The following is a 19,653-nucleotide window of genomic DNA, read 5'->3' on the forward strand; positions in this document are numbered from 1 at the left end:
TTCGCCAGCACGCAAGCGCTGACAATTGACCGGATGGGTTGCCATCATGGGTTAGATGAGGGCGCGTCCCAGGACGGCGCCCCACCAAAGGAGAAAAAGAATGAACCTGAAACTTCTGTCCAGCGTAGCTTTCGCTGCTACTCTCGGTTTTGCCAGTGCTGCTTATGCCGACATCACCATCGGCGTGGTTGCACCGCTGACGGGTCCGGTTGCCGCTTTCGGCGATCAGGTGAAGAAGGGCGCAGAAACCGCTGCCGAAGTCATCAACAAGGCTGGCGGCATCAAGGGCGAGAAAATCGTTCTGAAGTTTGCCGACGACGCCGGTGAACCGAAGCAGGGCGTCTCCGCTGCCAACCAGATCGTCGGCGATGGCATCAAGTTCGTCGTTGGCCCGGTCACGACCGGCGTTGCCATTCCGGTATCCGACGTTTTCTCTGAAAACGGCGTGCTGATGGTCACCCCGACTGCAACTGGCCCGGATCTGACCGCACGCAAGCTGGAAAACGTGTTCCGCACCTGCGGCCGCGACGACCAGCAGGCCGAAGTCATGGCCGATTATGTCCTGAAGAACTTCAAGGACAAGAAGGTCGCCGTGATCCACGACAAGGGCGCCTATGGCAAGGGTCTGGCCGACGCTTTCAAGGCTGCGATCAACAAGGGCGGTGTTACGGAAGTGCATTACGATTCCGTCACGCCGGGCGATAAGGATTTCAGCGCACTGGTCACCAAGCTGAAGTCGGCAGGCGCGGAAGTCGTGTATTTCGGCGGTTATCATGCCGAAGGCGGTCTCCTGTCGCGCCAGCTGCATGACGCTGGCATGCAGGCGCTGGTTCTCGGCGGCGAAGGCCTGTCCAACACCGAATATTGGGCAATCGGCGGCACCAACGCACAGGGCACGCTGTTCACCAATGCCAAGGACGCCACGAAGAACCCCGCATCCAAGGACGCCATCGAAGCGCTGAAGGCCAAGGGTATCCCGGCTGAAGCCTTCACCATGAACGCCTATGCCGCAGTTGAAGTCATCAAGGCTGGCATTGAAAGCGCAGGTTCGGCTGATGATTCGGCTGCCGTTGCCAAGGCTCTGCATGACGGCAAGCCGATCGAAACCGCAATCGGCACGCTGACCTATGGCGAAAATGGTGACCTCAGCTCGCCGAGCTTTGACATCTTCAAGTGGGATGACGGCAAGATCGTCGGCCTCGAATAAGACGCCCTCGACAGACAATCAGAAACGCCGGGCTTGTCCCGGCGTTTTTGCGTTCAGATAAATATTAGAAGGCAGTTCAGGACCCGGAAAAGTTGAACGTCGGTTCAAGCTCCTCGAAGGTGTCATCCATCGCATGAGTTGGACTGCCCGGAAAACCGAAATGCCCATAGGCAATGGACATCTGCCCCTCGGCCTTGCGCTCGCCGCCCTTGGAGATAGCCGCCACATAAAGCGCCGCGGCAAGACCCGTGCGATCCGCACCAGCCTTGCAATGAATGAGGATCGGTTTTTCGGCATTCTGCATCAGCGTGATCAGCTCCTGCGCGCGCTGGGGCGACAGCCGCTTGCTGGACGACATTTCAAAATCAACATGCTGGATGCCAAGCGCTTGTGAAGCGTTGATTTCGTCGTCATACCAATCCGCACCCGGTTCCGGACCGCGCAGATTGATGATGGTCTTGATACCGTAGGCCTTTTGCAGTTTTGCGATCCGCGCCGGATCAGGCTGGTTCGAACGATAGGCCTCTCCGGGCACAATTTCATGGACATTGCCGTTATACTGGATCGTATAGAGATAGCCGCCCAACATACTTGCTCCCGTCAAAGCAGCAAGAGCGCCAATTCTGACGCGGTTGATGGACCATTGGGCGTATATTTTGAAAAAGCTCATGGGAACGCTTTAAAAGAGTTTTATGAAATAAATTCTAGCGCCAGTTTTTGCTTGGCTTTGGCGGAGCATGGAGTAAGAATGAGACTTATTCTTGTTCGGCCTGGCGATATTCTGGCCGTTTTTTGGATAGCTTTGGTTACATATTTTATATCGGGCGACGGCCATAAGCCGTCAGGGGCAAGCATTCGTGTCAGTTGCGTGGCGTCAGTCGAAGTTGCGTTGGTTTTCCGTGGCTTAAGCTTCGGTTAACTATAAGTGTCTAGTCTGAATCCATGAAAAGCTGGGGCAGTTAGCGGAGCAGGTTTATGCAGCGCTACAGATTTGACGATAAAATGATTCTCACGGAAGCGATTGTCGAGCTTCTTAACCGTGGTGTTGAGCGCGATGATCTTGATCTGGTCTTGAGCCGGATTGGTCCGGTCGATCTTGATTTGATGCATCAGTGTCTGGTCGAGGTCTGGAACTATAACCATCCCGAATTTGCCGAAACGGCGATGGCTGCCTGATATCGGGCGGCTCGTTTCGGCGGGTGATTTCTGCTCTTTGGCAGAAATTTCGGGGATGTCACAATCTTGAAACGGAGAAGGTTTATATCTGCCTCCGTATCGGGAATTCACCTGGGATGACGACCGCGGATGAACCGGCGTCAACTCAGGTGAAAGCGGAAGGTCGGGTCCATCCCGGCCTTTTTCGTTTTTGTTTCCTTGCCTCTGGCTTTCCGCTTTTCAGGCAGGGGCGACGGAACACTGTTTTTGGAAACGGATAGGCTCCATGATACGCCACATCGTTCTCATCAAATTCAAGCCGGAACTTGATGGCGCGGCCATCGAGCGGGCACTTGCTTCGGTCGTCGCTCTCAAAGGCAAGATCGGCGGAATAGTTTCTGTCACGACCGGGGCCAACAACAGCCCCGAAGGGTTAGAAAAAGGCTTTCGCCACGGTTTTGTGGTGGATTTTGCCGATGCTGCGGCGCGTGACGCCTATCTGCCGCATCCCGAGCACGTCAAGGTTGGTAAGGCTCTCGTCGAAGCTGCGGAAGGCGGTGTCGACGGCATTCTGGTGTTCGATTTCGACATCTGACCATTAGCCTATAACAGAAGCCCGCCCACGCCCATGCGGGACAAGTCGGTCGAATTGAGGTCGATGCCTGCCATCAGGCGGTCCAGCACCCAGTCGAGACTGTTTTCTCGCATGCTGCGGGCCGAACCCGGTGCCGCGATGATATATTTGCCGTCGCGCCTTCCAAGCACCAGCAGATTGCCGGGATCGACCGGCATGCCGATGCGCAGAATTTCTCCGCCACTCTGGAGGATCGAACGCGGCACGATGTCGGTGGTGTCGGCAACCGCCGATGCACTGAAAACCACGAGAATGTCGCAGCCAATGCTTATGCCCGAAATCGCGCTGGCCAGCGCCTCCGTGTCATGCGCGACACGCTTTTCCACGATTAGCGTGCCGCCATTGCGCGCAACGCGCTTTTCCATCACCTCGCGCGTCTTGTCGAACACGGTCTCGCGGATAGAGGGAAGTCGCGACTGGATCAGGCCGATGCGCAGCGGGCGAAACGCCTTGACGTCCATCGCCTGTTGACCGTGGAGGAGGGGGCAGATGGCATCGACAAGATTTTTTGGTACGGCAAAGGGAATGATCTTGACCGTCGCGACCATCTGGCCTGCTTCCACGCGCATATGATTGCGTATTGTCGCTAGAGAAATGCGCGCGTCATAGACGTTGACCGCATCTATTGTTGAAGCATCCACGCAGAAAATACCGGTGGAGCTGGCAAAAAGATTGATGCGTCCGGTCGTCGCCGTGCCGGTATGGATCGTCTGCGAGGTGAGGGCGGCCCCGATCAACTGCGCCGCTTCATCTTCGCCAATATCGCCGGGCTCGAACCGAGCCGCCAGAACGCTTGTGAGGCCAGCCTGCTGCAAGGCCGCGCAATGTTCGCGGGTGAGCACGGTCCCCTTGCGCAGCGTGAGCGCACCCGCCGTTACCGCATAGGCCAGTACCGCGCCTTCGGCTTCATCGAGCGGGAAGTCGGCGAAAACCATGGTACCCTTTCCAGACTTCAGTCGGCCAGCCCCGAAACGTTGCGGGTTTTAGGTTGTGTGTTTTTAGATTGTCTTAGTCGCGGCCCGGCGACTTCACAATGTGGTTAATCGGTTCCAGATCGCGCGGCTATCGCAGGATTTATCCGTTGGTTGTACTTGCATGGCCGGGGACAAAGGATTAAGTCACCGCCGCGTCAGCGCAACAGGGGCTCTAATTCCCCGCGTTGAGGCGCTTGCGGAGATGTCATTTCCGCTAATTGGAGTCTGGTTTGCGGCGTTTTTGACCGCGACATTACGATCCAGCACAAATTTCTCCAGACAGGTGACAAACGGAACTATTCGTTATAACGGTACGTTTGGAATTTTCAGAATTTACCGAAAACTGAAAAACGACATACGTGCCGGATTTGACGCTCGCGACATGACGAACCCCTGCGGTTCACGTTAACGGGCAGCTTGAAAGTGATTTCAAGTTCAAAGCCACACTGAGACGAAATCGCTCTGGTGCGATCTGAAGAACTGAAGCGTCTGACCGGGAATGGTCCCGGCAGCGGGTTTCAGATTTTCAGATCGCATCGGTGCAGGATGGAAAGACAAATGAAACTCGGCATCCCTCGGACGATCGTTTCGTTCGCCGTACTGGCCCTGACTGCGTTTCTTGCCGGCTGCGAGAACCAGGTTCTTCTCTCTCCCAAGGGAGAGGTCGGCGTGGCGGAACGCGATCTTATCCTTTTTGCGACCGGCCTCATGTTGCTCGTCGTGCTGCCTGTCATCTTCATGACGCTGTACTTCGCCTGGAAATACCGCGCCACGAATGAAAAGGCGGATTATCAGCCCGACTGGCACCACTCGACCAAGATCGAACTGGGCGTCTGGCTCATCCCTCTGGCGATCATCGTGGTTCTCGGTACGGTCACCTGGATCAGCACGCATAAGCTCGATCCGTACCGCCCGCTGGAATCCAGCGTGAAGCCGATCAATGTCGAAGTGGTTGCGCTCGACTGGAAATGGCTTTTCATCTATCCCGATCAGGGCATTGCCACCGTCAATGAAATGGCCATGCCTGTTGATGTTCCGGTCAACTTCAAGCTGACCTCCAGCAACATCATGAACTCCTTCTTCATTCCGGCGCTGGGCAGCATGGTCTACACCATGCCGAGCATGCAGACGAAGCTGCATCTCATCGCCAATCATGAAGGTGAGTTCGACGGCATTTCCGCCAATTATAGCGGTCAGGGCTTTGCCCAGATGCGCTTCAAGGCACATGCCTATAATCAGGCCGACTTCGACAAGTGGGTTGCCGACGTGAAGGCCAAGGGCGAAGAACTGGGCCGCGACCGTTATGCATCGCTGGTTCAGCCGAGCGAAAAGCATGCGGTGCAGTTCTTCAACTACAATGACAAGACGCTGTTCCACGATATCGTGAACCGCTGCTGGGACGGCAAGTCCGTCTGCATGGACGATGAAATGCACCGTCAGCAGATGATCCGCGAAGCACGCGCAAACCTGCGCAAGTCTTCGCCTGTCGATTTCAGCCAGTGGGCGAGCGACATCATCTGTGCAGTGGCGCCGCAGCGCCTGTCGCAGCTCGCAAACTGATTTGCCCTTGCGCCGTGATCTCCTGCGAGATCGCGGCCATCGGCATTCAATCTTTTGTTTCACGCGGTTCCGGACCGAAAGCCGTTAGAGGCTTTCCCGGAATTGCTCCAATCGAAGCGTGATAAAAATGTTCGGAAAACTTACGCTCGAAGCGATCCCGTATCACGAGCCGATCATCATGGTCACATTGACCGCGGTGGCTGGTGGTGCGCTCGCTATTCTGGCAGCCATCACTTATTACGGCAAATGGGCCCCGCTCTGGAAAGACTGGCTCACGACGGTCGATCACAAGCGTATCGGCATCATGTATATCATTCTGGCTTTCGTGATGCTGTTCCGCGGCTTCTCGGACGCCGTGATGATGCGCGCGCAGCAGGCTCTTGCCTCGGGCGCGAATGAAGGCTTTTTGCCGCCCCATCACTACGACCAGATCTTTACCGCCCACGGCGTGATCATGATCTTCTTCGTGGCGATGCCATTCGTCGTCGGTCTGATGAACTTTGCGGTTCCGCTCCAGATCGGTGCGCGTGACGTTGCTTTCCCCTACCTCAACTCGCTGAGCTTCTGGCTCACGGTCGCCGGTGCGGTTCTGATCAACCTGTCGCTCGGCATTGGCGAATTCGCCAAGACCGGCTGGCTTGCTTATCCGCCGCTGTCCGGCAAGGAATTCAGCCCGGATGTCGGCGTGGATTACTATATCTGGGCCTTGCAGATTTCCGGTATGGGTACGCTGCTTTCAGGCGTCAACCTGATCACCACCATCATCAAGATGCGTGCGCCCGGCATGGGCATGATGCAGGTTCCGGTCTTCACCTGGACCGCGCTCTGCTCGAACGTGCTGATCGTCGCAGCCTTCCCGATCCTCACTGTCACGCTGGCCCTGCTTTCGCTGGACCGCTATCTGGATTTCCACTTCTTCACCAATGATGCTGGTGGCAATCCGATGATGTATGTGAACCTGATCTGGATCTGGGGTCACCCGGAAGTCTACATCCTCATCCTGCCTGCTTTCGGTGTCTTCTCCGAAATCATCGCGACCTTCTCCGGCAAGCGTCTGTTCGGCTACAAGTCGATGGTTTACGCAACAGTTGCCATTACGGTCCTGTCGTTCCTCGTCTGGGTGCACCACTTCTTCACCATGGGTGGCGGCGCCAATGTCAACGCCTTCTTCGGTGTTGCGACGATGATCATCTCGATCCCGACGGGGGCTAAGGTCTTCAACTGGCTGTTCACGATGTATAAGGGCCGCGTCCGCATGGAAACGCCGGTTCTGTGGACGATCGGCTTCATGTGTACCTTCGTGGTTGGCGGTATGACGGGCGTTCTGCTTGCTGTTCCGCCTGCGGATTTCGTGCTGCATAACTCGGTGTTCCTGATCGCCCACTTCCACAATGTGATCATCTCGGGCGTGCTGTTCGGCTGCTTTGCCGGTCTCGTCTACTGGTGGCCGAAGGCTTTCGGCTTCAAGCTCAACGAACGTCTGGGCCGTAACGCGTTCTGGTGCTGGCTGGTCGGCTTCATCATGGCGTTCATGCCGCTCTATGTGCTCGGCCTGATGGGCATGACCCGTCGTCTGAACCACACCGAAAACCCGGCATGGCACATCTATCTGATCATCGCCGCCGTCGGCGTTGCGATCATCCTGTGCGGTATCGTGTTCCAGGTTCTGCAGATCATGGTTTCGATCCGCGACCGCGAAAAGCTGCGTGACAACAACGGCGACAGCTGGGGTACGGGCCGTACGCTGGAATGGTCGCTGGCTTCGCCGCCTGCATTCTACAACTTCGCTGAAGTGCCGCATGTCCGCGACCACGACAGCTGGTGGGACATGAAGCAGAACGGTTATGTGCGCCGCACGGAAAAGTTCGCACGCATCCACATGCCGAAGAACACCGGTACGGGTTTCATCATCGGCATCATGAACATTCCGCTCGGCTTTGCGCTGGTGTGGCATATCTGGTGGCTGGCCATTGCCTCTGCCGTGGGTGTACTCGCCGTTGCGATCTTCCACTCGTTCAACAATGACAGAGACTTCTACGTCTCGGCCGAAGAAGTGCAGAGCGTCGAAGACCTTCGCACCCGGCAACTGATGGCTCAGGAGGCTTGATCCATGAGCGCTAGCATTTCAACGGCCGGTCCATTCACGGGCGGCAACGAGCATCCTGCTCACGAAGACCATCAGGATGCAGGGTCGACCACGCTGGTCGGCTTCTGGATCTACCTGATGAGCGACTGCGTCCTGTTCTCGGGCCTGTTTGCAACCTATGCCGTTCTGGCGCACCAGTTTGCGGGCGGTCCGACCGGCCGTGAACTCTTCGACCTGCAGTTTGTGTTGACCGAAACCATGCTGCTGCTGGTCTCTTCGCTGACCTATGGTCTGGCGACGCTGTCCATGTACAAGAAGAACCGTGCAGGCGTGCTGTTCTGGCTGGGCGTCACGTTCCTGCTGGGTGCAGCCTTCCTCGTGATGGAAGTCTATGAATTCCATCACCTGATTCTCGAAGACGCCGGCCCGAGCCGCAGCGCGTTCCTTTCGGCCTTCTTCGCGCTGGTCGGAACCCACGGTCTTCACATCACGTCCGGCCTGATCTGGATTCTGGTGCTTTCCGCCCAGCTTCTGCGTGACGGCCTGACCGAAAAGAACCAGACGCGCGTGATGTGCCTCAGCCTCTTCTGGCACTTCCTGGACATCATCTGGATTGGCGTCTTTACCCTTGTCTATCTGCTGGGTGTACTGTGATGAGTTCTGCACACGAAACACACGATCATGCCGCGCATGGCAGCCTGAAGTCGTATCTGATCGGCTTCGTGCTGGCGGTTATTCTCACCGTCGTTCCATTCCTTCTGGCGATGAACGGCTATTTCACGCCTGCCACGACCGCAGCCGTTGTTCTCGGCATCGCCGTCGTTCAGATCCTGGTGCATCTGGTTTACTTCCTGCACCTCGATCCGAAGTCGGAAGGCGGCTGGAACATTCTGGCGCTCATCTTCACGGTCATCATTCTGGCTATCGTGCTTGCCGGCTCCATCTGGGTCATGCATCACCTCGATACCAATATGATGCCGATGTACATGACGCCTGACGACGTGCGTAATCTGCCTTAATCAGACCGCGCCCGGCGGGGCTGGTCTTTGACATGCCCCGCTGAGCTACCGTTTCTCCCGTGCGCCAGACCATGATCCGCACACGGTTTGAATCGCGGCTTTATCCTCCCTCTCTCCCCCCAAAGCCGCGTGGCGCTCCGGTTCCCTCCGGAGCGCCTCCCTTTTTTGTGCGCTTCATATTTTGCATTTTCAGCGCGAAGTCTTCGCGTCTGCGACCGGGCGTTGCGTAAAGCTGTGGTAACGTTAACACTCCCTTGACTGAATCCGTTCATATCTAGAGCTTAAGCTTTAGGTTGTTGCTTGGCCCCCCGACCTCCCTATGGTAATCCCTGAAACGTCCTGGGTGGGAAATGGAAACGGGACGCTGCCAGGCGACCGCATAGACAGGAACCGGACAGTAACGCGTATGACTCGGAGTAACAGGACGATACAGGGAAAAGGCATTGCCATGCTTTTGCTGGCGGCGCATTTTTCCTCGTTTACCGTGTCGCCTGCTTTGGCGTTTGAGCTTTTTGGCGTCCGTCTTTGGGGCGAAGACAAGAAAACCGATCCCGATATCATCGATCCGAAGACCTATGAGGTCGAGGTCACTACCACCGGTGATCGCAAGAATGCGGATGGCACCGAAGCCGATCTGAAATCCGTCGTTGAAGGTGCATCCGGTCTGGTGACCGACGCGGACAAGCCCGCCTCGGGTTCCGCCGGTCTGCTGGCCAAGGCGCGCGGCGATTATCGGCGTATTCTGGCCGCCCTTTACGGTGAAGGCCGCTATGGCGGCACGATCTCGATTCTCGTCGATGGCCGCGAGGCGAACGACATTCCGCCGGACGCTGATATTCCAAACAATGCGAAAGTGGCGATTTCCGTCGATCCGGGACCGCAGTTCCTGTTTTCGCGCACGGCCATTTCCAATATAGCGCCACCCGCCACCGACAAGCGCGATGTCGTGCAATCGCCCGAAGATGCGGGTTTCGCGCCCGGTCAGGTAGCGCGCTCTGGAACGATCATCAAGGCCGAGCGTCTTGCCGTCGAGGCTTGGCGTCAGCAGGGCTATCCGAAGGCGCAGGTGACAGGCGAAGAGGTTGTCGCCGACCATGATGGCAACACGGTTGCCGCCGATGTCGCGCTCGATCCGGGCCGCAAGGCGCATTATGGGCCGGTCAGCGTGGTAGGCACGGCGCGTATGGACCCGCAATTCGTCGCCTGGATGACCGGGCTGACGCCCGATAAGGAATACGACCCCGACGATATCGAAAAAGCCAAGAAGCGTCTTGGCCGCATGGAAGTGTTTCGTGCGATGAGTTTCGAGGAAGCCGAAACCATCGAGCCGGATGGCAGCCTGCCGATGACGCTCAACGTGCAGGAGCGCAAACCCCGCCGGTTCGGCTTCGGTGCGGAATATTCGACCATCGACGGCTTCGGCGTCACCGGCTACTGGATGCATCGCAACCTGTTCGGCAAGGGTGAAAACCTGCGTTTCGACGCCAAGGTCAGTGGCATTGGCGGTTCGCAGGATAATTCATTTAATCCGCAGAACTATACCTATCTGCTCGGCGGCACGTTCAAGAAGCCCGGCGTCTATACGCCTGATACGGATTTCGTTCTGTCGCTCGACGCCAAGCGCGAAGTGCTCGACGCCTATACCGAAACCTCGATCAACGCCAAGACCGGTTTCACGCAGATATTCAGCGACGAATTGTCAGGCGCGATCTATGCCAAGGCGAGCCAGGGACGCTACACGGACTATCCTTTCGGTCCCCGCGACTTCACGACAGCCGGTCTGGAAGGCAGCGTGCTTTACGACAGCCGCAACAACAAGCCGGACCCAAGTTCGGGCTTTTATCTGGAAGGCAATATCCAGCCCTTCTACGAATTCCATTACGGCAATTTCGCCACCCGCTTCACCGCCGAGGGCCGCACCTATTACGGCCTTGGTGCAACGGATCGCGTGATTCTGGCCGGGCGCGTGAAAGTGGGATCGATTGTTGGCGCTTCGATTGAAGATTTGCCGCCGAGCCTGTCCTTCCTTGCGGGCGGCGGCGGCTCAGTGCGCGGCTATGCCTATCGCAATATCGGCGTCGATGCCGGAAACGGCAACATCGTCGGCGGACGGTCGCTGCTGGAAGCTTCGGGCGAGGTGCGCACCCGCATCACCGATTCCATCGGCGCGGTCGCCTTTGTCGATGCGGGCTATGTCGGCGAAAAATCGTTTCCGGATTTCTCGGAACAAATGCGCGTCGGCGCCGGTGGTGGTCTGCGCTACCTGACCGGCCTCGGGCCGATTCGCCTCGACGTCGCCATACCGCTTAACCGCCGCTCGGGTGATCCGAGCTATGCATTCTATGTGGGCATAGGACAGGCGTTTTGACCAGATTTATCACCGTTTTCCTCTTCCTGATTCTCGCCGCTGTGGCCGCCGTGCTGGCCATTCCGGGCGCATGGGTCACGCTTATCGGCGTGGATACACAGACCACGGCGTCGATTGTCGCCCCGGCAAATGCGCAAACGCAGGGCCAGAGCGAACAGCAGGCCGAAGCATCGGAAAGCAACGAAGAGCAAAAATCCTATTTCCTGTCTTTCGTGGAAAGCCAGCTTTCCGCGCCGAACCGCCGTATCTCGCTTTCGGGCATCAGCGGCGTCCTGTCGTCGGAAGCCTCCATCGGCTCGATCACCATTGCCGACCGTGAAGGCGTCTGGCTGCGGATTGAAAATGCCAAGCTGAACTGGAGCCGCACCGCTTTGCTGCTCGGTCGGCTCAGCATTCAGTCGCTGAGCGCGGAGCGCATCGATATTGCCCGCAAGCCGCTGCCGGACAACAGCCTGCCATCGCCGGAATCGTCGAGCTTCAGCCTGCCGGAACTGCCGATTTCCATCAGTCTGGATCAGCTTGATGTGGCGCGGCTGCGTTTTGGACCCGAGATTTTCGGCCTCGAATCGGAAGTCTCTGCAACCGGCAGCCTTTCGCTCGCCGATGGTTCACTGAACTCGTCCTTCGATATCAAGCGCCTTGACGGTCCCGGCGGCAGTTTCGCCCTGCGCGCCGCCTATGCCAATGCCGACCAAAAGGTCGATCTTGATCTGAAAGTTGCAGAACCCGCCAATGGCATCGTGGCCAACTTGCTCAATATTGACGGTCGCCCGCCAGTCGATCTCACCTTGACAGGCGCTGGCCCGCTTGATGATCTGAAAGTGGATTTGGCGCTCGACACCAATGGCAGCCGCACGCTGACTGGCGCTTTCACGCTGAACCGTCAGGGCGAAGCGCCCAATGGCGGTCGCGTTTTTGCCGCCCGTTTCAATGGGCCGATTGCTGTGCTGGTGCCACCAGTGTTCCGTGACTTCTTCGGTTCCGAAACCGTGCTTTCTGCCGATGGCTTCCTGAAAGATGCGGGTGGTTTCCGTCTCGATGATCTGGCGCTGACAAGCGCCGCGCTGAAGCTGAAGGCTGCTGCGGAATCCGGCAATGATCATTTTCTGAACAAGCTCAGCATCGATGCGTCGATTGCCGACGAAACCAAGGGCCGTGTGCTGCTGCCGGTCAAGGGCGCCGAAACCTATATCGACAATGCGCGGTTTCAGGTTTCCTATGGCGACCGTCCAACCAATGACTGGACCGGCCAACTTTCCGTCAACGGCTTGAAGAATGCGACCATTGCCGCCTCCAGCGTGGCGCTGGACATGGGCGGCGTTGCCGAAAACCTCAACGATGCCGCAAACCGCCACATCACTTTCAAGGTGACGGGCGGCATGGACGGCATTTCCTCGCCACGCGCAGAACTGGCGCAGGCACTGGGCAGCAAGATCGCGCTTCTCATCGATGGCGGCTGGCGCGCCGGTTCTCCGGTGGAACTTGCACAGGCGAATATCGAGGGCAACGGTCTCAGCCTTGATCTCAAGGGCAATATTGACGACTTCGTCTTCAATGGCGATATCGCCGCCAAGGTCGCAAGCCTTGCGCCCTTCGGCGCTTTGGCGGACAAGGAACTGGCGGGCAGTATCGACGTCAAGGCCAAGGGCACGGTTCGCCCGATCAGCGGCGCATTCTATCTCGATCTCGACGGTACGGCGCAAAACATGCGCACCGGCACTGAGGCGGTCGACAATATTCTGGACGGCGAAGTGCGGCTGGCCGGTGCTGTCGGTCGCAGCGCCGAAGGTTTTTCCGCGCGCGATTTCCGCATCGGCAATGCGTTGAGCGAAATCACCGCCAATGGCTCCTTCGCATCGGACAAGGCGAATTTCGATTTCGGCGTGATGCTGTCCGATATGAAGCTGCTTTCACCGCAGGCATCGGGCCGTATGACGGTCAAGGGCAGTGCGCGCGGTGACGACAAGCTGATTGCGCTGGCGCTGCGGGCCGACGCGCCGCAGGGCACGCTTGCGGGCCGCAAGCTTACCAATGCCGGTCTTGATTTCAACGCCATGCTCGATGGCAATGCGAGCACCGGCGCGGCTCTGTCCGGCAAGCTGGCAGGCAATGCCTTCCTCAATGGCGAGCGCATTGAACTGGGTTCACTGATCGACATCGTCAATGACGAGAAGCGCCTGACCAATCTTCTGTTCAATGCAGGCGGGGCCCATCTTTCCGGCAATGTCACGCAGACGGCCAAGGGTTTGCTCAATGGCGCGCTGAAGCTCGACGCGCCGGATATCTCCACTGCCGCCGCACTGTTTCTTGCCGAGGCAACCGGGGCGGCCAATGCCGATATCGCGCTGCAAGCCGATGGCGACCGGCAGAATGCGACCGTTTCAGCTGACGCCAAGGGCGTGAAGGTCAATGGCAATCATATTGCGTCCGCCAATATCGCGCTGACCGCACAGGATCTGTTCGGCGTGCCCGTCGTGGACGGCAATGCTGCCGCGCGCGACATTATGGTCGGCACGTTCGGCATCGACACCTTCGACGCCAAGGCAAACGCCACCGGAACCAAGACCGATTTCAGCGCCAATACGAAGCTCAAGATCGGCACGGTGGCCAATGCCGCCGGCTCGCTGGAGCCGAAGGATGGCGGCTTTGAACTCGGCCTTGCCTCGGCAGATGTGAAGCAGGGTGCGCTTCGCGCCAATCTCGCCGAGCCGGTGACGATTGCCATGAAGGGCAGCGCGATTTCCTTTGGCGATATCATCATCAATACCGGTGCCAATGCGGGCGCGGGGCAGGTCAAGATCAACGGCTCGGTCGATGACCGCCTTGATCTGTCGGTGGCGCTTACCGATCTGCCGCTGGCGCTTGCCAACACCTTCAAGCCGGACCTCGGCCTCGGCGGTACTGTCAACGGGACCGCCCGCGTGACCGGTACGCGCGATGCGCCCAATATCGCCTTCGATATGGCGGCGCGTGGCGTGACGGCTGCTGAACTGAAGAAACAGGGCATCGCTGCGCTGAATGCCGATGCCAAGGGCACGTCGGCCAATGACCGGCTCAACATCGACGCCCGGGTAACCGGTGGCGCTGCAAGCGGCAATGGTATCGACGTCACGGCGAAGGGCGGCGTGCCGCTCGGCAAAGGTGATCTTGGCGTCGATGTGACGCTGGCCAATCTGCCGCTCGGCATACTGAACGGCGCTGTGAAAGGGCAGGACCTCGCGGGCAATGTCACCGGCACGGCGCGCGTGACGGGCCCGCTGACCAATCCCGCCGCGACCTTCAATCTCAAGGGGGCCGGCCTTGCTGCCAAGCCGCTGCGCGAAAACGGCCTTGCGCCGCTCAGCCTTCAGGCAGCAGGCAGCTATGCCGCCAAGGCGGTCGATATTTCCTCGCTGACGGTGGATGGCCCGCAGGGCCTGAATGTCACGGCGAGCGGCAAGGTGCCGTTCTCCGGTCAGGGCCTTGGCGTCAATGTCAACGGCAACGTCCCGCTGGCGCTCGCCAATCGCTTTCTGGCGGATCGCGGCGCGCAGGCCAATGGCACACTGACGCTGACCGCAAGCGTTTCCGGCGGCTTCGACCGCCCGCAATTGCGCGGCATGTTCTCCACCAGCGGTGCAACCTTCATCGATCCCGAAACCAATGTCCGTGTGAACAATATCAATATCATGGGCAGCATGGATGGTGAAACCATCACGCTGCGGCAGGTCAATGCTGCGTTCGGTAGCGGCGGCTCCGTTTCCGCAAGCGGCACGATCTCCACGAATGCAGCGGCGAATTTCCCGGCCAATATCGATATCAAGCTGGACCGCGCCCGTTATGCCGATGGCAAGCTTGTCGTCGCAACGGTCAATGGCGGCATCTCGATCACCGGACCGCTGGCAGGCGACATGCTGATTGGTGGTCGGATCGACGTGGAACGTGCGGAAATCTCGGTACCGGAAAATCTCGGTGGCGGCGCAACCTATGTGCCGGTCGAGCATAAGAACACGCCGAAAAATGTTGCGAAGACGCTGGAGCGCGCCAAGGTCGAAACCCGCAAGGGTAAGGCCAAGTCGGTGGCGCGGACCAATTCAGCCGGACCGCGTCTCGATGTCGTCGTCAATGCGCCAAACCAGATTTTCGTGCGCGGTCGCGGTCTCGATACGGAACTGGGCGGGCGCGTGCGCCTCACCGGGCCGGTCAGCGATATCAAGCCGGTTGGTTCCTTCGACATGATTCGCGGTCGCATCGGCATTCTCGGCCAGCGCATCACCTTTGATGAGGGGCATGTCACGCTGGTTGGCGACCTCAATCCGCAGCTCAATTTCGTGGCCCGTTCGGAAGGCAATGAAATCACCGCCATCGTCACGGTCACAGGCACGGTCGATAATCTCAATATCGTCTTCTCCTCGTCCCCGGAACTGCCGCAGGATGAAGTGCTGGCTCAGCTGATCTTCAAGCGCTCCATCGGCGAATTGTCGGCGTTCCAGATTGCACAGCTTGCTGCTGCGGCAGCGGAACTTGCGGGCGGCTCCAACAATTCGCTCATGAACAAGCTTCGCGCCGGTACCGGCCTCGACGATCTTGATGTCGTGACCGACAGCAAGGGGCAGACAGCCGTTCGCGCCGGACGCTACATCCGCGACAATATCTATCTGGGTGTGGAAGCAGGGTCCGGCGGCTCGACCAAGGGAACCGTCAATCTCGACATCACGCGAAACCTCAAGGCGAAGGGGTCGCTTGGCGCAGAGGGTGATTCCAGCGGCGGTATCTTCTACGAAAAAGACTACTGATCTTTCCTCGATTTGCTTGAATAAGCCGGGCGGTTCGTCCGGCTTTTTCTTTTCAAACGCTGCATCCCTCGGTTGAGTTTTTACGCCTGCGCTAATCTTTTATGAGTATCGAAATGCCTGGTTTAACGGTTCCTCAACCATAAGACTGCAAATTGCGGTTAATACCGAGCGGCATGATGCCTGCTCCCTGTCACCTGTGTTTTGGGCGATTTGCATGTCGAAGTTGAGTGATGTTCTGAGCCGCCGCCGCTTTTTGCTTGGCACCGGGGCCGTCGTTCTGAGTGGCGCCGCAGGCTGCTCGCAGACGATGGACATGTCTGCCTTTCAGGTAGATACAATGTCGACAGGGGGCATCTCGCCGATGCGTCCGCAGATCAGTGTTGATCGCGCCATCACGACGCCGGATGTCATGTATGCATCGGTGCAGGAGGGGCCTTACGCGCTGCCTGCCATTCCTTATGACAAGGTACCGAAGCAATTCCGCCGCCAGATTGTGCCGGACCCGACCGGTCAAGCGCCGGGCACCATCGTCGTCAGCCTGAAAGATCATTACCTCTATTATGTGCTGCCGGGCGGCGAAGCGCTGCGCTATGGCGTCGGCATCGGCAAGGCGGGCTTTGAATGGCAGGGCCGTGCCAATGTGCAGTACAAAAAGCAGTGGCCGCGCTGGACGCCGCCGCCGGAAATGATCCAGCGCAAGCCGGAACTCGAAAAATACCGCAATGGTCAGGAGCCGGGTCCGCAGAACCCGCTCGGCGCACGCGCGCTTTACATTTTCCAGAATGGCCGCGACACCGGCTATCGCATCCACGGCTCGCCGGAATGGTGGTCCATCGGGCAGTCGATGTCGTCGGGCTGTATCCGCCTGATGAATCAGGACATTATCGACCTGTATAATCGCGTACAGGGGCAGGCGCCGATTGTTGTCAGCTAACTGCGCCGAAGATATGAATGCTTAAACAAAAGGCCGTCAGAGACGGCCTTTTTTGCATTCTATTCGTAGCGAACCGATTTCGGCATCGCTTCGCCAAGCCTGACGAAATGACGGAACTCGGCGCGCAGGCTTTCGGCGGAAGCCATGTGAACCTGCTTTTCTGGCGCAACGTCGTTTTGCGCGATCTGGGTGGATACGCCCGGCATGACAAATGCTGCTACGGTCAGTACGAGGGCAGCGGCAATGCCGAGGCGTCGTTCGGTTCTGGCCTGCATTTTGATCTCCTTGCGCTGCATCGCAGCGGCTTAAAACTTAGAATCGTCTTTGTTCGCAAAACGCTGGGATTTTCAGATCAGTGAAAAGTCGCGCGATGCGTAATGTTCAAAGCGGTGTCGATGGCGTGAATCGGTATTGGCAGCAAAGTCTGGCCGAAATCGGCCAAAGCTTCGGCAAAATTGCTGGCGGCAGCTGCCACATCGTCGCAGCGCCGTTTGCAGGCAATGGCTTCCAGACACGTGTCGAGCAGCAGCGCATCCTGATTGTGCAATCCGGAAATCAGCCCCAGCGTCAGGCATTCCTCGCGGCAGACATGATGCGAGTCGAACGGGAAAGCGCGCAACTCGCAGCTTGCACAATGACGCAGCACACGGATGAAATGCGAAAGCTCGCCGACAGCGCGCTTTGCTTCCGATGGTCCGAGCACTTCCGAATAGAGACCCCAGGTCATTTCCCACGGGATGATCGAGCCAGTCTCGAAACCCGCAGTCCAGCGGCGATAACCTTCCAGCACCAGCTTTTCCGGCAGGCGGTCGAAATAGCCTGCGCTATTGGCGCCGTTCAGCTGCGATATACGCATATTCATGAGCGCCTCCACGATGCAACATCGGCAGAGGCATGCGAGACAGGAGACTTGCCCTGTTTACGCTGAGCGGGACGTTCCGTCGCGCCGCGTATAGTGCAGTATCCGGTCGGCAAGAGACTGAGCTGCCAGGGCAGGCCGTCGATATTTGCGGACCGGCATTCACCGAGACCAACCATTGGGTCCTCCAATCGAAAGGGTTCAAGGCCCAGACATCAAAGGTGCGCAGGATTGCGCGGAGCTATATAAAAGCTGCAAATTGATCTGGAGTCAATTGGTCAACTTTTAAAAAGCCGAGAGATTTCAAGAGCGTAGAATTATTCTAGACTGCAATAGTCATGTTTACAGTATTCGAATGATAACGCAACCGCTGCGGGGAGACAGCGGTTGCGGCAAACGGGCGCAATGCCGGTGGAGGAGGGAGAGAACGACACCGCGCCCCATGCTCCGGGAATTAGTGGCCAGAATGATCGGATGAATGATCGGATGAATGTTCGCTCGTCTGGCCATTCTGGGCCGTGACGGGGAAGTTGATCTCAACCTTGCCAGCCTTTTCGAATTCGAGCGTAACCGGCACGGTTTCGCCTTCCTTGTAGGGCTTCTCCGGCTGGATGAACATGAGGTGATAACCGCCGGACTTCAGCTCGACGGTTTCGCCCGCAGGCAGGTCGAGACCGCCATCGAGCTTGCGCATCTTCATCACATTGTTTTCCATGCTCATTTCGTGGACTTCTACGCGCTTTACGCCCGTTGTGCTGACGGAGATGAGCTTGTCGGCATCCTTGCCGCCATTTTCGATTGTCAGAAAACCGCCTGCCACCTTGGCACCGGGCACCATGGCGCGAACCGAAGGCGATGTAATGGTGAGATCGCCAAGTTTCACCGGCTCGGCTGCATGGCTGCCGTGCGCGTCGCCGTGGTCACCATGACCACCGTGGCCTGCATGCTCGTCAGCGCCGGTCGCCGCCAATACGAGAAGCTGCGGGGCCGGATGTTCAAGCTCGTGCGGGTTCTGTCCGTCTTTGGCAATTTCCGTCCATGCGACGGAAGCGTCGCTGCCGCAGATCTGCGTCACGGGGAAGGAAAGCGTGGTGTCCTTGTCGAACTTGGCCAGCTGGCCGACGACGGTGAACTCGTCATAGAACTCGCCCGGCAGGTTGCCCTCGGTGAAGCGCACTTCCTTGATACCGGAGGTGACATCCTTGCCATGAACTTTGTAGCTCTTGGCATAATCGCCCTTGGTGGTTTCAATTGTCCAGCCAGCCTTGACCTGCGGCTGCGCCGACACAAAACCTTCGGGAAGCTCCACTTTGACTTCGGTCGTGGCCTTGCCGTCGCAGCCGTGCGGAATGCGGAAAGTGGCCTTGTAGAAGCTGCCAGCCTTGGCTTCGCTCTGGTCGAGCGACGAATGGGCATTGGCCAGGCCTGCGGAAAGGCAAAGGGCTGCCAGCGAAAATGCGGACGCGAAAAGACGATGATTTTTCATTCTGATAAACCTGAAGTTTAAAAAAAAGGAAGGCGCAACCTTTTGAGAAAAGGCGCACGGCTAAAAATTTTTAATCAAACAATAGGCGGAGCCTGCGGCGGCGCCGAAGGCGGGTAGACACTGCGGAATAATGCAAGCTGTGGCGGTGCAAAGCAATGGGTGATCGCGACATGCGGCGAGGGAGCGGTCGAGCTTTCCGGTGTCGGACAAAGGAAGCCGGAGGCAATACGGCAGGCCTCGCAGCTTTCGCTGCTTACATGCTTGTCATGCCCCTGATGATTCTGTTTTTCACCCTGGTTACCGATGCAAAGAACGGGATAGGTGCCATCCGGCAGTTGATACTGTGCGAGCTGATAGCTGTCGGGAGCATTCAGATCGATGGGCTTGTGCGCGAAGGCCACGAGCATCAAAGCCAATACGCTCAGGAGGCGTATGGCGAGATTGCTCCGAAACTGGCGTGCGCTGAACTTCAACCTACGGCATCTCCCTGTGTCGCGGAGCCTATCTAGTCGAAGCCATGCATCTTTGCCAAGCATCAAACGAAACCGGCGCGAATTGGTCGCGCCGGTTTCATCATCGCGGGCAGTCGGGGGAGA

General features: G+C 58.0%; 16 protein-coding genes. 10 read left to right on the top strand and 6 right to left on the bottom strand.

The window, feature by feature from the left end:
• Positions 1-100: 100 nt before the first annotated feature.
• A complete protein-coding gene (locus tag D8666_RS07230; protein ID WP_109368088.1) occupies positions 101-1,207 on the top strand; it encodes a branched-chain amino acid ABC transporter substrate-binding protein in 1,107 nt (368 codons plus the stop codon).
• Positions 1,208-1,283: 76 nt separating this feature from the next.
• Here the strand turns inward: D8666_RS07230 and D8666_RS07235 are convergent, their stop codons facing one another.
• A complete protein-coding gene (locus D8666_RS07235; protein WP_109368089.1) occupies positions 1,284-1,877 on the bottom strand; it encodes a dual specificity protein phosphatase family protein in 594 nt (197 codons plus the stop codon).
• Positions 1,878-2,182: 305 nt separating this feature from the next.
• Here D8666_RS07235 and D8666_RS07240 point away from each other — a divergent pair, with 305 nt between their 5' ends.
• Both D8666_RS07240 and D8666_RS07245 read left to right on the top strand, forming a co-directional pair.
• Positions 2,183-2,383, top strand: a complete 201-nt coding sequence (locus D8666_RS07240) for a hypothetical protein (RefSeq protein ID WP_109368090.1) — start codon at positions 2,183-2,185, stop codon at positions 2,381-2,383.
• Positions 2,384-2,648: 265 nt separating this feature from the next.
• Positions 2,649-2,957: a Dabb family protein gene (locus D8666_RS07245; protein WP_109368091.1), complete on the top strand. Its 309-nt coding sequence runs from the start codon at positions 2,649-2,651 to the stop codon at positions 2,955-2,957.
• A gap of 8 nt (positions 2,958-2,965) precedes the next feature.
• On the opposite strand, the gene D8666_RS07250 is transcribed toward D8666_RS07245, so the two are convergent.
• The gene (locus D8666_RS07250) at positions 2,966-3,931 is read right to left on the bottom strand and encodes a molybdopterin-binding protein (RefSeq protein WP_109368092.1); all 966 of its coding nucleotides are present in this window, start codon (positions 3,929-3,931) and stop codon (positions 2,966-2,968) included.
• 597 nt (positions 3,932-4,528) lie between these two features.
• Here D8666_RS07250 and cyoA point away from each other — a divergent pair.
• The 7 genes from cyoA to D8666_RS07285 all read left to right on the top strand — a co-directional run bounded on the left by cyoA (position 4,529) and on the right by D8666_RS07285 (position 16,712).
• Entirely contained in the window at positions 4,529-5,530 is a 1,002-nt protein-coding gene (cyoA, locus tag D8666_RS07255; protein ID WP_109368093.1) for a ubiquinol oxidase subunit II, read from the top strand.
• A 127-nt stretch (positions 5,531-5,657) separates the two neighbouring features.
• Positions 5,658-7,637 (top strand): cytochrome o ubiquinol oxidase subunit I, encoded by a 1,980-nt coding sequence (gene cyoB, locus D8666_RS07260; RefSeq protein WP_109368094.1) that lies wholly within the window; start codon positions 5,658-5,660, stop codon positions 7,635-7,637.
• A 3-nt stretch (positions 7,638-7,640) separates the two neighbouring features.
• Positions 7,641-8,270 carry a cytochrome o ubiquinol oxidase subunit III gene (gene cyoC, locus D8666_RS07265; RefSeq protein WP_109368095.1) on the top strand — a complete coding sequence of 210 codons (630 nt, stop codon included), beginning with the start codon at positions 7,641-7,643 and terminating at the stop codon, positions 8,268-8,270.
• Positions 8,270-8,635 carry a cytochrome o ubiquinol oxidase subunit IV gene (gene cyoD / locus D8666_RS07270; protein ID WP_109368096.1) on the top strand — a complete coding sequence of 122 codons (366 nt, stop codon included), beginning with the start codon at positions 8,270-8,272 and terminating at the stop codon, positions 8,633-8,635. The genes cyoC and cyoD overlap by 1 nt, the downstream gene beginning before the upstream one ends.
• A gap of 406 nt (positions 8,636-9,041) precedes the next feature.
• Positions 9,042-11,003, top strand: coding sequence for an autotransporter assembly complex protein TamA (locus D8666_RS07275; protein WP_442945166.1), 1,962 nt, complete (start codon positions 9,042-9,044; stop codon positions 11,001-11,003).
• 89 nt (positions 11,004-11,092) lie between these two features.
• The gene (locus D8666_RS07280; RefSeq protein ID WP_371830800.1) at positions 11,093-15,778 is read left to right on the top strand and encodes a translocation/assembly module TamB domain-containing protein; all 4,686 of its coding nucleotides are present in this window, start codon (positions 11,093-11,095) and stop codon (positions 15,776-15,778) included.
• Positions 15,779-15,992: 214 nt separating this feature from the next.
• A complete protein-coding gene (locus tag D8666_RS07285) occupies positions 15,993-16,712 on the top strand; it encodes a L,D-transpeptidase (RefSeq protein WP_109368098.1) in 720 nt (239 codons plus the stop codon).
• 59 nt (positions 16,713-16,771) lie between these two features.
• On the opposite strand, the gene D8666_RS07290 is transcribed toward D8666_RS07285, so the two are convergent.
• The 4 genes from D8666_RS07290 to D8666_RS07310 all read right to left on the bottom strand — a co-directional run bounded on the left by D8666_RS07290 (position 16,772) and on the right by D8666_RS07310 (position 19,530).
• Entirely contained in the window at positions 16,772-16,987 is a 216-nt protein-coding gene (locus D8666_RS07290) for a hypothetical protein (RefSeq protein WP_109370136.1), read from the bottom strand.
• A gap of 77 nt (positions 16,988-17,064) precedes the next feature.
• On the bottom strand, positions 17,065-17,574 hold the full coding sequence (locus D8666_RS07295) for a hypothetical protein (protein ID WP_181376065.1): 510 nt from the start codon (positions 17,572-17,574) through the stop codon (positions 17,065-17,067).
• Positions 17,575-18,025: 451 nt separating this feature from the next.
• Positions 18,026-19,057, bottom strand: a complete 1,032-nt coding sequence (locus D8666_RS07305) for a DUF1775 domain-containing protein (RefSeq protein ID WP_109368100.1) — start codon at positions 19,055-19,057, stop codon at positions 18,026-18,028.
• Positions 19,058-19,131: 74 nt separating this feature from the next.
• A complete protein-coding gene (locus D8666_RS07310; protein ID WP_109368101.1) occupies positions 19,132-19,530 on the bottom strand; it encodes a hypothetical protein in 399 nt (132 codons plus the stop codon).
• Positions 19,531-19,653 lie beyond the last annotated feature (123 nt).

It is taken from the genome of Ochrobactrum soli, from assembly GCF_003664555.1.
GTDB lineage: Bacteria > Pseudomonadota > Alphaproteobacteria > Rhizobiales > Rhizobiaceae > Brucella > Brucella teleogrylli.